The sequence below is a fragment of the Cohnella sp. AR92 genome (genome assembly GCF_003990975.1).
Lineage (GTDB): Bacteria > Bacillota > Bacilli > Paenibacillales > Paenibacillaceae > Cohnella.
Genome location: NZ_RZJR01000001.1, coordinates 74,364 through 90,002 on the forward strand (window position 1 = coordinate 74,364; position 15,639 = coordinate 90,002).

The window sequence follows — 15,639 nt, forward strand, 5'->3', positions numbered from 1 at the left end:
CGATCTGACGCGCTTTTTAACAGGAATCCTGTCGCCTCTTGTAGCATTCCGTCATCGGGAAAAACCGCCAAAAAAATTCTTTTCCGGAAAAAAGGAGATGCCGATTTTTTGTAGAATAATTGTCCATTACCACGAAATGTCAATGAAATCCAGTTTTGCGCGGAGAACGTTGCGGGCAGAGGATGAGGTGAGTGTTGCCGCTTGGAACATATTAAGGAGAATGGGGTCGAAATCATGCTGATTCGTGAGCATATGAGGTATTCCCGTCTGGCGAATCTCACCAAGCTGATCAACATGAACCTGGAGCTTCGGGAAGTCCTTGTCAAAGTAACGACGGCGATCTCGGAAGAGATCGTGCAATGCGACTCGGTGGGCATCTATCTTCCGCAGGAGGATGGAACCTTCCGGGGCTATGTGGGCAAGCCGGAGGTGCTGAACGGGTGGACCTTGGACATGCACGTGATCGATACCGGGTACGATCTGCTGGCCAAGGAAGTCATCGAGACCAAGAAGACCATCTACATTCCGGATACGTCGAAGGACAGCCGGCCCGACCCCCGAGCCGTCGAAGGCTTCAAGATCAAGTCCCTGCTGGCTCTCCCGATCTCCTACGAGCAGGAACTATACGGTTTGGTCTTCCTGTTCGACTACGGCACGCCGATGAACCTGACCGAATCCGAGATCCAATCGGTCGAGGCTTACGTGAACATGGCCGCCGTGGCGATCCAGAACGCGAAGAATCTGGCGTACAAGGAGAATCTGATCTCCGAGAAGCAATTGCTGCTCGACGTCACGAGCGACCTGGCGATGAGCTCCACGATGCAGGAGAGCCTGGATACTTGCTTCTTCTACATCAGCAAGGTTCTGGGCAACTCCAACATCGGGGTTCACCTGATGGACCCGATCACGGAATCGAAGATTAAGCCCGCGAAGCTAAGCAAGGACAGCGACTGGACGGAAGAGGACTGGATGCGCGCGCACAGCAAGTTCACGATAGACGAGAGCAACGACGCCGTCTTCCAGGAAGTGATCCGGACGAAAAGCCTGGTCCTTATTCCCGACGTGTACGCGGATCCCCGCCCCAACCACGAGCTGTGCCGCAGCTTCGGGATGAAGGGGATGCTGATGCTCCCGATGGTGTCGAGAGGGGAGGTTCTGGGGGTCATCCCGGTCGTCAGCTTGGAAGGAGATAAGCTCTGCTACTCCGAGTCGAAGATGGAGCTGGCCCAATCGATCGTCGACGCGACGGCATCGGCGATCTCCAACCTGCTGTTCCTGGAGAAGCAAGAGAGCATCATTCGGGAGAGGACCTCAGAGATTACGGAGAAGAACCGGGAACTCGAGAAGGTCGTCGCCGAGCTGAAGCACCTCAGCCGCGAGAAGGAGCTGATCCTCAATTCGGCGGGCGAAGGAATCTTCGGACTCGACCTGGATCGCCGCATCACGTTCTGCAACCCCTCGGGCGTCTCGATCCTCGGCTATGATTCCCGCAAGGAATTGATCGGCAAGAGCGCCTGCCTTATTTTCAGCGGAACCGAGACTCAGCCCCCTTGCGCCGCACCGGCGGGAAACAAGGGGCATTGGGACGCATTCTCTCAGACGGAGAAGTTCTTCCGAAGGGACGGCTCCAGCTTCCCCGTGGAATTCGTCATCTCTTCTATTCGCGAGAGAGGCGAGATCGTCGGCGAGGTCGTCACCTTCAAGGACATCACGCAGCGGAAGCAGATGGAGGAGAAAATCCGTTACCACGCGTACTTCGACAGTCTGACCGACCTTCCCAACCGCGTTTTCCTAAAGGACAGGCTTCACGAAGCCATTGCGTCGGCCGTTCAGAGAGACGGCAAGCTGGCGCTTCTCTATCTAGACCTCGACCGTTTCAAGCTGGTGAACGATTCGCTCGGCCACAGCTTCGGGGACATTCTTCTTCGGGAAGTGGCGAGACGCCTGACGGCCTGCGTGCCGGAGGGAGCGACGGTATCCCGCGAGGGCGGGGACGAGTTCATGATTCTGCTCCCCGGCATTGCCTGCGAGGAAGACGTGCTGGATGCGGTGCAGCTCGTCAAGGAATCCTTCGCGAAGCCGTTCCAGCTTATGGAGCACGAGATCTACATGAAGACCAGCATCGGGATCAGCCTGTTCCCCGATAACGGCTGCTCGGTCGACGCCCTCATCAAGAATGCCGACACGGCGATGTACAAGTCCAAGGAAGTATCGGGCGACACCCATCACTTCTACCGGGAAGGAATAGACACCCGCACGTTCGACACCGTGAAGCTGGAGAACGACCTGTACAAGGCTCTGGACCGCCAGGAGCTGCAGCTCTACTATCAGCCGCAGGTGGACTATGCGACGGGAAGGCTCGTCGGCGTAGAAGCGCTGCTTCGCTGGAAGCACCCGGAGCGGGGAATGATTCCGCCCGATCAGTTCATCCCGCTGGCCGAAGAGACGGCGCTGATCGTGCCGATCGGAGAATGGGTGCTGAGAACGGCCTGCCGTCAGCTTCGGGAATGGCACGACAGGGGCTTCCCGCTGATCTCGATGTCGGTGAATCTGTCGGCGCGCCAGTTCGAGCAGAATAACCTGTTCGCGCTCGTGAAGTCCGTCCTGGAGGAGGCCGAGCTGTCTCCCGAATACCTGCAGCTGGAGCTGACGGAGAACCTGATCATCAAGAACACCGAAGTGACGCTCCGAACGATGAAGGAGCTGAAGGGGCTCGGCATCAACATCGCGGTCGACGATTTCGGAACGGGGTATTCGTCGCTGGGCTACCTCAAGAACCTGCCGATCGATATCCTGAAGATCGACAAGACCTTCCTTCAAGACATCACGAAGGACGGAGACAACGCCGCCATCACCAATGCGATCATCGCTCTCGCCCAGAACCTGAAGCTGAGCGTCATCGCCGAAGGAGTCGAGACGAAGCAGCACGTCGACTTCTTATCCGCCCGCAATTGCTACCTGATGCAAGGTTATTACTTCAGCCGCCCGATGAAGGCGCATGACATAGCCGATCAGTATTTCCATTCGGACAGACGCTTGGAGAAAAAAGCAGAGGGGTTATGAGATGAAGGCTGCGAAAATGGTATTGGATTATCTTCACAAGGGAGACATCAGGTATCTCTTCGGCATTCCGGCGGGCTCCGTCAACGCGTTCTTCGACGCGCTCTACGACATGCCGCAGCTCGTTCCGGTCGTCGCCAAGCATGAAGGGGCCGCGTCTTATATGGCTGCCGCTTACGCGAAGTATTCCGGGGGGCTTAGCGTCGCCATCGGCTGCAGCGGACCCGGGGCAACGAACCTGGTCACGGGGGCTGCCAACGCGATGCGGGAGCACCTGCCCGTTCTGTTCATAACCGGAAGCGTACCCGTCGGCACGATGGGACTGAACGCTTCCCAGGAGCTCGATTCCTCTCCGGTATTCCGTCCGGTCACGAAGTACAGCGTCCTCGTGAAGGATGCCAAGGACCTGCTTCCGGAGCTGGCGAAGGCGTGCCAGATCGCCTTGTCCGACGTGCCGGGCCCCGTACATATCGCGATTCCGATCGATGTGCAGCATGCCGAGGTCGGCCAGCCGGAGCTCCCGCCGTTCCCGGCTCGCAAGCCGATCATTCCCGACCTGGAGACGATCCGGCACGCGGCCAAGGAGCTTTGGCGGCGCAAGGACGGCTATATCCTGGCGGGCCAAGGAATCCGGGGCTCCGTGGATGTTCTGCTGGAGCTGGCCGAGCTGCTTGATTGGCCGATCGTCGCGACTCCTCAAGCGAAGGGATATATTCCGGAGGATCATCCGCTGCTCGTCGGCGTGTTCGGATTCGCCGGGCATGAAGCCGCCACGAGCTTGATTGCCGACGGCGAAGGACAGGCGATCCTGATCGCGGGATCGAGCCTCGGCGAGACGGCGACGAACAATTATAACGCCAGCCTCACGAAGGGGCGATATACGGTACAGCTCGACTTCGACGTTACGGTATTCGGACGCAAGTATCCGGTCGATCTGCCCGTTCTCGGGGACATTAACCTCAGTCTGCTGCTGCTTATGGAGGAGCTCAGGGCGCTTGGAGCCAAGGGGGCGACAATCGGGGGAAGAGCCGGGGAAAGAATCGAGAAGCAAGCTCGGGAGGGGGCTTCCCGGTCGGACTACAATACGCAGAACGTGCTGCGATCCCTGCAGGACCGGCTGCCCTCGGATACCCGATATACGGTCGATATCGGGGAGTTCATGTCTTATGTCATCCATTACATGAAGGTGAAGGACTCGGACACCTACAGCATTAACGTTCACTTCGGAGCGATGGGAAGCGGGATCGGTTCGGCGATCGGCTCGAAGCTGGCGGAGCCCGAGCGTCCGGTCGCCTGCATCACCGGCGACGGCTGCTTCTTCATGCACGGAATGGAGATCCTGACCGCCAAGGAATACGGGCTGCCGATCCTGTTCGTCGTCGTCAACAATGCTCGCTTGGGCATGGTGTACCACGGGCATAATCTGCAGTTCAAGCGAACGCATTATTCCTTCGAGCAGGAGGAAGTGGATATCTCCGCCATGGCCGCCGCCATGGGCATTCCGAGCTTCCGGGTATCGGAGCTGGGCGATCTTCATTCGGAGGAGATCGATCATCTGTTAGGCGCCGGGGGTCCAGCCGTGCTGGAGATCGCGCTTAAGGACAACAATGCTCCTCCGATGGGAGATCGGGTGAAGTTCCTGTCCTCCTTCGGCAAGTAGAAGCTAGAGGCCGGAGAAGGAACGCGCGATCATCCGTCGCAGCGTATGGATGGTCTTGCCCTTGAATTCATCGGGGACGGCCTCGCCGCCGGGGCTGCAATAATAGTGGCTGCTCGTGCCTTCGTCGAAATCGTAGCCGAGGATGAGCATGTCGTGCATGAAGTCGTCGGGAAGGGCTTCGGCCTTCGTCCGCAGCCAGAAGTAAGGAGTCGGATAGATTCGGACGTCGACGTCTCCCTTGCCGGTGTGCACGATGAACAGGTCGGTATCGTCCCTGAGCATCCACTGGTTCTTCGAGTAGAGAGAGATTCTCTCCCCTTCGAGGGCGGACAGAGCGTCCAGGTTCACACCGAAAGCCAGGTTTAATCTCTGCCGCAGTTCTCTGCCGGAAATGGAAGAGCCCGATAAGTCCGATGAGCCTGAAGAGCCTGATGAACCTGTTGAACCTGAAGAATCACATTCCTCCAGATAGCCTTCGATCACTTCCCGGGCAGACCCTTGCGTCGGCGAGGCGGGGAGGGTGTCCATGTCGAAGCCGTAGATCAGCTCGATCAACTGAATAAGATCGGAAGCGGAAGGCCTTCGGCCGACGGTTCGCATCCAACGGTCCATCCGTTCCGCTTTGGTTCCTAGCGCCGCTCTCTCGAATTCTTTGGGCATAAGTCTACTCTCCTAATGGATACAAATACTAGAATTTACTTTAATTATAAATCATTTTGGGAAAATAGACGATAACAAGGCAACCCTACGGCACCGGCAACCGTCTAATTGGAAAATACCACTAGACGAAGTTGTCCGGTGCCGTCGTGCGGGGAGGGGGAACGACTCGATGAATCAGAAATTCGCCCGGGCGGCGGGTTACATCTGCTTGGGGTTGGCGATTCTTACGGCGATTGGAATGGCTTTCTTCTTCTTATGGATTCGGGAGCATGAAGACGAACGAATTCGCAAACAGGCGCTCCCCTGGCCGGATCGGGCGGCCGTCATCCGCGTTCTGAATTCGGAAGGCACCGAGGTCATTCGAGAGATTACGGATACGCGCCAGCTGTCGGAATGGAGCACCCGGATGAGGAGGGCGCCCCGAACGCATTTTGAGGAACCGGGGCCGGGCGGGCCTTTCTATCGGCTGGAGTTGAGGAGAGCGGATGAACAGCTGCTGGCCATCTTCATCGTGAGCGATTACCGGCAGTACGGCGCTAGTCTTGGCGGGCTGATATATCCCCCGAAGCCGAAGAAAAACGAGGTCTGGACGCTGTCCGAGAACATGGTTAGCGAATTAGTGGACACGGCGGCTCCGGCCTGAGCGTTAATTGGAGGAGGATAAACATGCGAAGAAAATCATTAGCGAGTATGATCCTGGCAATCTTGCTATCCATTAGCCTTGTTGGAGGTGAGGCGGGAGCCGCGGATGCCCCGGATACCGCATCGGGAGCAATTGGCGGAGACATCGCGAAGATGTACCGGGTTAACCATACATTAACGCTCAATTTGAAGGGATCAACAGCCACGCTGGACGGCAAAGCCTTACAATCCGACAAGCCAATCATTAAGAACGGAAGGGTCTATATTACGCTCCGCACCCTCTGGCTAAGCGGCGCCGCGGCGTCCGTCGCTTGGAATTCGAAGAAGCGGGAAGCCCTCATCGCGATGAAGCCGGAGGTAAAGGAATGGAGCACGGAGCTGGGGTTCCGCGTCGGATCGGATCAGCTGTGGCTGAACGGAGAACCGCTCGGATATACGAAGATTCCGGCGCCGTTCCTGTCGGGCGGCCGGGTCTACATCCCGATTCAAGCGCTATCGCAGATGGGAGTGACCGCTTCGACCGCGCAAGGGCAGACGACGTTGAGATGGAGCGACAAGATCGTCGAGCTCAAGCAGCCGAGCTGGACGACCGATCAGGACACGGCGACCTTCTCTCTCCTGTATGAAACGACGATGTTCGCTCCGCAAGTGATGGTGTCGATGGGCGCAGGAGTCGGCGGCGGCGGCACCGGCCTTCTGAAAGAAGAGAACATCTCGATGGATGGCCGGGTATACAAGAGAATGGAGTATACGATCGGCGTTCGTCCCGGCGTCAATCTGCTTCAGGTGTATTCTCCTTCCGGAGCGGTCAATGACTTCACGGTCTATCGGGAGCCTAATGACGCGAAGCCCGCGGAGATAAGATTAACGGATGACGGGATGCAATACTTGTCCGTAACCGCACCAACGTCCGGCTATGTGGAGGCGAAAGCAGGCGAAGCGATCCCTGTATCGGGCGCTCTGTTGAGGGATAATCCCTCCTTCGATAAGCTGACACTGACCCTCGAGAAGTACGAACCGTCCGGCCGGGGACTCGCTCATCAAATTTACGTGAAGGCAGGCTCCGTCGAGGTCGCGATCAAAGACGGCAAGTTCGCCGGGTCGATCGCCGCGAACGATGGTCCCGGGTACTATCTGCTCTCGATTATCAGTCCGAAGTATATCCCGTATACAGAGACTGGGCCCGGCTCGACGAAGTGGGCGGAGATGGTCGTTAAGGTAGAGGAATAAGCAGCACTGCAGAGTCTGGTGGCTGCTTCCAATGGCGGGCTTCTGTTGAAGGGGCTGATCGTCCATCTAACGGAAGAAGCCGCTGTTTGATAAAGCACGAAAGTGCACTTAGTGAAGCGGGTGTGTAAGCAAATCGACGGCAATAGGTGCAGAAATGCACCTATTTGCTGTCTCGGTTCAAAAAACGGGGGAAATAAGTGCAGAATCGCTTTTAATTGGCTAGTTGGCTAGTTGGCTAGTTGGTTAGTTGGAAGACGGGAGTTAGAGTTGATGTTAGAGTAGGGAGTCGCGCGTTCCACGTAAAAAACCTGCCGACCGCGATAAGCGGCCCGGCAGGTTTAGCTTTGTCTTAAAAGAACTTCAGAATCTCGGCCTTCACTTCGCCATTCGTTCCGCCGACGCGCGTCTGATGCTGCGGCTTGTCGAACAGCGCTTCGATCTGCGGCGGGAACGTCTGCTCGATCCCGATCAGCTCGATCGCTTCGTTGAACTTCGCCGGATGCGCGGTCGAGAGGGCGACGGTCACTTCGTCCTCTTCCGTGAACTTCTCGGCAGCCGCGACTCCGCAAGCGGTGTGCGGATCGAGCAGGTAGCTGTAATCGTCGTTATACTTCCCGATGATAGCCAAGCTCTCGTCGTTCTGCACGCCGTAGGCGACGAAGTCCTTCTGCACTTGAGCGAGCTTCTCCGCCGGGATGGCGATCTTGCCTTCCTTCTTGAAGGAATCCATCAAGGAGGCGGTCGTCGCGGCGTCTTCGCCGTACAGGTAATACAGGTAACGCTCGAAGTTGCTGGCGACTTGAATGTCCATCGACGGGCTGTACGTCATGTGGAACTCGCCCGGCTGATAGATGCCTTCGTTCACGAAGCGCTCCAGGATGTTGTTCTCGTTCGTCGCGAGGATCAGCTTGCCGACGTTCAGGCCCATTCGCTTAGCGAGATACCCGGCGAAGATGTCGCCGAAGTTGCCGGTCGGCACGCTGAAGTTGACCGGGCCGGCGTGCCCTTGCTTCGCCAGCTGGAAGGCGGCGTAGAAGTAGTACACGGTCTGCGCCAGAACGCGGGCGATGTTGATGGAGTTGATCGCGCGCAGGTGGTACTCCTGCTTGAACTTGACGTCGGCGAACAGCTCCTTGATGATGCGCTGGCAGTCGTCGAAGTTGCCGTCGACGGACAGATTCAGCACATTGGCGTCGTCCACGGTCGTCATCTGCAGCTCCTGCACCTTGCTCACCTTGCCGTGAGGATGAAGGATGGCGATCCGAATGCCTTCCTTGCCGCGCACGCCCTCGATCGCCGAAGCCCCCGTGTCTCCGGATGTCGCCCCGAGGATATGGATGATCGAATTCGTTTTCCGCGAGATATAGGAATACAGATTGCCCAGGAACTGCAGGGCAACGTCCTTGAAGGCGAAGGTCGGTCCGTGGAACAGCTCCAGAATGTGCAGGTTGTTGTTCACGCGGAGAACCGGAGTGACTTCCTCGTGACGGAACGTTCCGTAGCTGTCATCGACAAGCTTCTTCAGGTCCTCGCGCGGGATCTCCCCGCTCGTGAATAGAGAGAATACTTCCAGCGCAAGCTCCGGGTAGGAGAGCTTCCGCCACTGCGCTAGCGTGTCGGCCGACAGCTGCGGGATATGCTTTGGAACGAGCAAGCCGCCATCGTCGGCCAGTCCCATAAGGACGGAGTCGATGAAGCCGATCGCTTCCACCTGGCCCCTAGTGCTGATGTAGTCCATAACGATCCCCTTGTTCGTGCGATTTTCACTCATTGTAACAAAAATTGCAGGGGTTTCCCAACCACTTTCACAAAAAAAGCCCGAAATCCTTGGAAAAGGACTTCGGGCGCTTGAAGCTCGGGCGAGGAAAATTAAGCCTTGCCGTTGGAGCCGAATTCGCGGATCTTGCCGATAACCGTTTGCTTGATGGCTTCGCGGCCAGGACCGATGAACTTGCGCGGATCGTAAACGGTGGCGTTGCCTGCGAGAACCTCGCGAACAGCCTTGGTGAATTCGATTTGGTTCTCGGTGTTCACGTTGATCTTAGCCGTTCCGAGCGAAACCGACTTCTTGATTTGCTCGGTCGGGATGCCCGTGCCGCCGTGCAGAACGAGCGGAAGGTTGATCGTCTTGCAGATTTCTTCCATCTCCTTGAAGCCCAGCTTCGGTTCGCCCTTGTAAGGACCGTGTACGGAGCCCAGAGCCGGAGCAAGGCAGTCGATGCCCGTGCGCTCAACGAGCTCGAGGCATTCCTTCGGATCCGCGTAGATAACGCCGTCCGCGATAACGTCGTCTTCTTGGCCGCCAACCGTGCCGAGCTCGGCTTCGACGGATACGCCGCGAGCATGAGCGTATTCAACGACTTGCTTCGTCGTAGCGACGTTCTCTTCGAACGGATGGTGGGAAGCGTCGATCATGACGGAAGTGAAGCCTGCGTCGATAGCCGCTTTGCACTTATCGAAGCTGGAGCCGTGGTCGAGGTGGATGGCAACCGGAACCGTGATCTTGGACTCTTCGATCAGAGCCTTAACGATAGCGGTAACGACCTTGAAGCCGCCCATGTACTTAGCCGCGCCTTCGGATACGCCGAGGATAACCGGGGATTGCTCGGTTTGAGCGGCGTCCAGAATCGCTTGCGTCCACTCCAGGTTGTTGATGTTGAATTGACCTACCGCATAACCTTCTTTGAGTGCTTTGTTCAGCATGTCCTTCATGGATTCCAATGCCATTGTTGATTGCCTCCTACACTGTTTTTAAGATCATTGCTTCTATGGTCTTGCCGCAAATCCCGATCGGGACACGGTCTGCGGGAATTGTTCGTCAGCCTAGTCTCTCCTAATTGGCATTCTTGCACGCCAGCGGCCATCGCGACACCAGGCAGCTCCCAGCAGGCTTGTCCTCCAATCTCCTGTCTCTGTAATTCAATTTCCTATTATACATCATCTCTCGGATTTTAGCCGTGTTTCGAATCAAAAAACGAACCTTTTCCCGCGGTTTTTGTTCCGGCAAGGTGTGTAAGCGCTACCTTCTGGAAGGGGGAGGAAGATGTCGTGGCAGGTTGTTCCATCTGTCAGAACGGGGAGGATGGTGCAGCTTTATGGAGGGTGCTAGAAATGACGGTATGAGCGAGTTTCAGTGGATAATTATGGGTACCGCAAGACGTTTGCTTAGAAAAAAGGCTGATGGGCAGGAGGAGCGGTCTAGGTTGATGGCGAAGTGTCGATTAAAGGAAGTTTAATGAAGAGAGGAGCAGTTCCTAATGCGCAAAGTATTAGTGATCGGCGGGACTAGGTTCTTCGGCAAGAAGCTGGTGAAGCGATTGATCCGGAGCGGAGTGGATGTCACCGTCTTAACCAGGGGGCAGGCTCCCGATGAGTTCGGAGACGCGGTGCGGCGGTTGACGGTGGATCGCCAGGATGAGGACGCCTTGCATCGAGCGCTTGGGAACGAGACCTATGATGTGGTATACGATAACATCTGCTATTCAGCTGAACAGGCGGAAGCGGCCGTTCGGCTCTTCGAAGGAAGAGCGGGAAGGTATATTGTTACTTCCTCGCGCAGTGTTTATCCGTTTGGCGGTCCGGCCAAAAGGGAAGAGGAGGTAGATCCATATTCCTATCCGCTTCCGGACGAGTATTCTAAGGATACGGATTATGCGGAAGGCAAGCGGCTGGTGGAAGCAGTGATATTCCAGAAGGCTCCATTCCCGGCAGCGGCGGTGCGTTTCCCGGTTGTGTTAGGCAATGACGATTATACCCGCCGACTGCTTCTTCATATTGAGCTCGTTCAGCAAGGCTTGCCGATCGGAATGCCGAAGCCCCACGCGCCGGTATCGTTTATCAGCTCCGACGAGGCCGCGGACTTCCTCTTCTGGCTCGGATCTTCGAAGCTAACGGGACCGGTAAATGCTTGCTCCAAAGGAGTGATTTCTCCTGGCGGAATCGTTGCCCTTATCGAAGAAGCCGTGAATCGCAAGGCGTCTATCGTTAGCCTGGAGGATGTCCCGCAGGAGCAGCATTCACCATATGGGGTACCCGACGACTGGCATATGGATACGAACAAAGCGGAAGAGGCAGGGTTCGCATTCGGGCCGCTTGAAGCCTGGCTGCCAGCGTTGATTCGGGAGCTTGCTCGTTAGCAAAAGGAAGCACGAGCATTTACATATACTTCGACACGATATAAATCGCCTCTTCGACGTCCGCCAGCCGCTCGGTTTGATTGGCCATGTCCTTAAGCAGTACCTTCCCTTGCTCGCGCTCCTCCTCGCCGATGAGGATGGCGAACCGCGCTCCTGCCGCCGAAGCCGAGCCCAGCGAACGCTTCAGCTTCCGGCCGCTCGTATCGAGGCTGGCGCGGATGCCTTCCGCCCGCAGGAGAGCTGCCGTACGCAGGGCATCGGCGGTCGCGGAGACCCCGATGGGGATGACGGCTGCCAGAGGCGCCGCCGGTTGACGCTGGAGGGCGGATTCCCTTTCGCGTAGATGAGCCATGATGGACTCCATGCCGAACGAGAGGCCGACGGTCGGATAGTCGAGGTCCTCCCGTCCGGCGAGCTTGCCGATAATGGCGTCGTAGCGGCCGCCTCCTCCCAGGCTGGACGAGAAGCTGCCGGTGGCGTCGAAGATCTCGTAGACCGTTCCGGTATAGAACGACAGCCCGCGCGAGAGGAAAAGATCGAATTCGCACGTCTCGTTCAGACCGACCTGGGAGAGCAGATTCTGAAGAGAGCGGACCTGCCGCGCCCCAAGGCTCGTCTCCAGGTCGTACGAAGCAGCGGCTTGCTCGAACGTCGGCCGCTCCCGAGCACCGAGCAGCCGGCCGATCGCCTCGATCGTCGAACCACCGATTCCCTTCTCGCCAAGCTCGCCTAGAACGTTTTCCGGCCCGATTTTCTCCAGCTTATCCAGCGTCAGCATGACCGACGAGGTCTCGGAGTCCGGAACGCCCATTCTGTTCAGCAGTTCTCCTAAGAAAAGCCGATTGTTCCACTTGATCGTAATCGGAATATTCAGCCTCTTGAAAGCCTCGGCGGCCAGCAGCATCAGCTCGGCTTCGGTCTCTTCACCGGGAGCCCCCGTCACGTCCACGTCGCACTGCAGGAATTCGCGCAGCCGCCCGCGCTTCACCGGCCCGTCCCGGAACACCTTGCCGAATTCATACCGCCGGAAGGGGAGCTCGATGCCGGGGTTCCACGCGACCACCTTGGAGAACGGAATCGTCAGGTCGTAGCGGAGGCCGAGACGGCGCTCTCCTTGATCGCTAAGCTTGTAGATCTCCTTCTGAATCTCGTCCCCGCCCGCGTACTTCGCCGTCAGCAGCTCAAGCTCGTTCAGGATAGCCGTGTCCATTCCGCGGAAGCCGTAGAGCTCGAACACCTCCCGAAGCGTGGACTGAACGGCCGTTCTCAGCTCCTGCTCGTCTCCGAAGAAATCGTACGTTCCTTTGACATTCTGCATGTTCCCCATTCCTTTCCGGTTGGAAAATAAAAAACGCGCAGGACCTCTTGGTCCTGCGCGTTCTATGCCGCAGGGAGGCCAACGCGAGATGCGCTAGCCCTCCCTGAATGGAATCAGGAGTACTAGCGCTGCTTGTAATGGTAATGAAGTTGTCCAAGTGCGATCGCGTTCATGGAACCGATCCCCTTCCTTCATCATTGGAGCCATTATAGCGGAACGTTCGAGCGCTGGCAAGGGGGCTACTTTGCGGGTAAAGCCTGAATTTATTCGCTGATGATGACCACATAGGTGCCGATCGATCCCATCTTGGTCTTCTCCAAGCGGTCGCGGGCCACTTCAGCGATGGTCGTGCCGACTCCTTCCCGTAAGGCGTTCTCGTCCTTGACTCCGACGAAACGCACGACGGTTGTCCAGGTTCCGCCTTTCAGGTTGGAGGACAGCTTGTCCGTCAGCTCCGCCACGGTTTGAACCTCCAAGCCGTTCTTCACATAGTAATCCTGCGAGTCGTCGGTGCTGGCGAATTGGGGGATCTCCGAATCGGTCCAGTAATCGTTGTCCAGCGCGTAATCGTCGTCCGCGGCGGTCATGTCGCTCGAGTTATACAACAGGTACGGGATCCCGGAGTTGGTCTCGTTGTTGGTCGGATCCACATTCACCCAACCGGTGCTCAGCTTGACCTTGTTCCAGGCGTGGGGCACCCCGTTCATCGTGCCGGTGACGACGATCGAATCCAGCCCCGCCAGATCGCTGAGCATCTTGTAGGATGCGGCGTAGGAGGCGCAGACGCCGACCTTGTTAACCATGATTCCATAGGTATTGAACGAGTCGTTGAACTTCGGATCGATCTCCTTGAAGTCGTTCTCTTCCGCGTTCTCGAGCGCTTCGTCGTCATACTTCGTATTGTCGTTAAGATAGTCGTAGATGGCGAGACGCTTATCGTCGTCGGACATGTCCGGCTTGATGATGCCGGTGACGATCTTGCCGGCTTCCGCGATGATCTCCTGCTGCTTCTTGGCGATGTCTTCCTTGCTGTAATCGTACTTTACCGTCAGCTTCAAGGTCCGGTAGTTGTACTTGTACTGCTTGAGACCGAGAACGAGCGGGTTCTGATAGGAGACCTTAAGCAGCGTATCCGACAGCGTATCGAAATTCTGCAGTTCCGGGAATGCCTTCAAGGAGATCTCTTCCTGTCCGCCGATCATGCTCAGGGCCAAGTATTCCTCGGCGGCCGAATCGGCGGCGACCTTCATGTCCGCAAGCGTCGTCGGTACCACGATCGGTTCCTGGTCGCCGGACTCGACTTGTTGTTCCGTGTTGGACTTCTGGCGGTCCACCAAGTCGTCGCTGCCGCTTGAGGATGAATCGCCCGAGGAAGTCTCCGCCTGTCCGTCGATAATCGTGGGAATATCGGGAGCCGGAACATAGTCGGTATCGTTCGACGGTTCTACGTAACCGTTGGTAGGATCGGCTACGCTGGAAGCCGCGAGGCCGTCGAGCTCTTGTTGGGTCGCCTTCTCGACCATGAGGTACCCGCGAAGAGCGGTTCCCTTGACGGTATAGTTGATCGCCGTGCTGCCGGACTCGGCAGCCTGGATGCCATCCGTATGGTATTCGACGGCACGCTCCGCGATGGAGCCGTCAATGAACTTCACCTTGACGGTCTTCGGCAGATCGGCAACCGACGGGAAAGTGCTGAGCGAGATTCTGCTGTCGTTCTCCAACTCAAGAGGCAGGCTCTTGGACAGCTTAGTCGTGCTCAGGGCGGCGCTGAAGTTGGACTCCTTGCCGTCCGCTCCCACGGCCGTTACGTAATATTCGCCATTGACCGTCGCGTTCTGTTGGGAGACCAGGTCGTACAGAGAGGGATCGTCGCTCTTGACGACGGTAAGAGAGCCTTCCGCGCCATCCATGAAGTCGTCGAAGTTCGTCTCGGTTACCGTGGCTTGCAGCAACGGGAAATGGCCGGCGTATCCTTCTTCCGCTCCTAAGAGCGGCTTGTTCGTTGTCTCCAATAACGTGTAGCGGGCGCTCTGATATATTCGATATTCCTTGGCGCCTTCAACCTCGTTCCAGACCAACTTAAGCCTTCCGTCCGGGGAGATCTCCTTCTTGACGGTCGGAACGGGCAGGTCGGACTTCACGGTGAAAGGGATAATAATGGGCTTGTCCAGCTCGGTCGGCGTTGCGGCATCCAGGTCATAGTTGATGCGGATGTAGTAGATCGGCGCATTGCCCCATCCGGTCTGCAGCCCTTTCTTGGTATCGGAGGACACCAAGACTCCGCCGAGCGGCTTGACTTCGATCGTCGTCTGGTCGGCGAGGTAATCGTCGAAGCTGGCGGAAGTCAGAATCTTGCTGGCTTCCAGCGCTTTGATGTCGGTATGGACGGAGATGATGTCGCTCGGCGATAGATCGCTCAGCTTGGAGTTGAACTTGAACTTGAAGACTTTGTCGTAAGGCACGTTGTACATCGGCATGATCGCCTTCGCCTTCTCCGATCCGTACTTCTTCTTCAGATCGAGAACGGTAGAGCCATTCGCGGCGACCGGTTGGGCCGAAGCCGAGCTGCCAGCGGGCGCGGCGCTAGTGTCGTCGGCCTTGTTGCCGTTCTGGCAGGCCGTCAGCAGAAGAGTTGCAAGAATGAATAAGACCCCGATTTTTTTCAACATGGATTCTCCTATCTATTTTTTATGAAAGGAAATGAAAGGTATAATAAATGATATCAAAATCGACAAGCCGATACAATAATTTACAATATATTTTCCTTTTTCGAGGGAATTCGATTGAATTGTGGAAACGCATGGCAAATCTGCAGATGAGTTGAGGCAGGCATGAAGAGTCGGGGAATGCCGGTTCGTTACGATGACGAGCCGCCTGTTGAACGGTCTCGTTCTGTTCAAATATACGGTTTGTCCGAATAGGACGAAGAAGGC

General features: G+C 56.9%; 10 protein-coding genes. 5 read left to right on the top strand and 5 right to left on the bottom strand.

Annotation, left to right across the window (positions count from 1 at the left end; all coding sequences use genetic code 11):
- Positions 1-234 precede the first annotated feature (234 nt).
- Both ELR57_RS00350 and ELR57_RS00355 read left to right on the top strand, forming a co-directional pair.
- Complete coding sequence (locus tag ELR57_RS00350) at positions 235-3,063, top strand: bifunctional diguanylate cyclase/phosphodiesterase (protein ID WP_238162352.1); 2,829 nt, start codon at positions 235-237, stop codon at positions 3,061-3,063.
- Between the two features lies 1 nt (position 3,064).
- Positions 3,065-4,720 (top strand): thiamine pyrophosphate-binding protein, encoded by a 1,656-nt coding sequence (locus ELR57_RS00355; protein ID WP_126956110.1) that lies wholly within the window; start codon positions 3,065-3,067, stop codon positions 4,718-4,720.
- Between the two features lie 3 nt (positions 4,721-4,723).
- Here ELR57_RS00355 and ELR57_RS00360 read toward each other — a convergent pair whose 3' ends face one another.
- Positions 4,724-5,380 (bottom strand): hypothetical protein, encoded by a 657-nt coding sequence (locus ELR57_RS00360; RefSeq protein WP_126956112.1) that lies wholly within the window; start codon positions 5,378-5,380, stop codon positions 4,724-4,726.
- Between the two features lie 169 nt (positions 5,381-5,549).
- On the opposite strand from ELR57_RS00360, the gene ELR57_RS00365 reads away from it, so the two are divergent.
- Together ELR57_RS00365 and ELR57_RS00370 are read left to right on the top strand one after the other, a co-directional pair.
- The gene (locus ELR57_RS00365) at positions 5,550-6,023 is read left to right on the top strand and encodes a hypothetical protein (RefSeq protein WP_126956114.1); all 474 of its coding nucleotides are present in this window, start codon (positions 5,550-5,552) and stop codon (positions 6,021-6,023) included.
- A 23-nt stretch (positions 6,024-6,046) separates the two neighbouring features.
- Positions 6,047-7,252 carry a stalk domain-containing protein gene (locus ELR57_RS00370; RefSeq protein ID WP_126956116.1) on the top strand — a complete coding sequence of 402 codons (1,206 nt, stop codon included), beginning with the start codon at positions 6,047-6,049 and terminating at the stop codon, positions 7,250-7,252.
- A 349-nt stretch (positions 7,253-7,601) separates the two neighbouring features.
- Here ELR57_RS00370 and thrC read toward each other — a convergent pair whose 3' ends face one another.
- Entirely contained in the window at positions 7,602-8,990 is a 1,389-nt protein-coding gene (thrC, locus tag ELR57_RS00375) for a threonine synthase (protein WP_126956118.1), read from the bottom strand.
- Between the two features lie 131 nt (positions 8,991-9,121).
- Positions 9,122-9,979 (bottom strand): class II fructose-bisphosphate aldolase, encoded by an 858-nt coding sequence (locus tag ELR57_RS00380; RefSeq protein ID WP_126956120.1) that lies wholly within the window; start codon positions 9,977-9,979, stop codon positions 9,122-9,124.
- Positions 9,980-10,509: 530 nt separating this feature from the next.
- Between ELR57_RS00380 and ELR57_RS00385 the strand changes: the two genes are divergently transcribed.
- Positions 10,510-11,388: an NAD-dependent epimerase/dehydratase family protein gene (locus ELR57_RS00385; RefSeq protein WP_126956122.1), complete on the top strand. Its 879-nt coding sequence runs from the start codon at positions 10,510-10,512 to the stop codon at positions 11,386-11,388.
- Between the two features lie 19 nt (positions 11,389-11,407).
- On the opposite strand, the gene hisS is transcribed toward ELR57_RS00385, so the two are convergent.
- Both hisS and ELR57_RS00395 read right to left on the bottom strand, forming a co-directional pair.
- Positions 11,408-12,706 (bottom strand): histidine--tRNA ligase, encoded by a 1,299-nt coding sequence (gene hisS / locus ELR57_RS00390; RefSeq protein ID WP_126956124.1) that lies wholly within the window; start codon positions 12,704-12,706, stop codon positions 11,408-11,410.
- 263 nt (positions 12,707-12,969) lie between these two features.
- Positions 12,970-15,372: an Ig-like domain-containing protein gene (locus ELR57_RS00395; RefSeq protein ID WP_158629883.1), complete on the bottom strand. Its 2,403-nt coding sequence runs from the start codon at positions 15,370-15,372 to the stop codon at positions 12,970-12,972.
- Positions 15,373-15,639 lie beyond the last annotated feature (267 nt).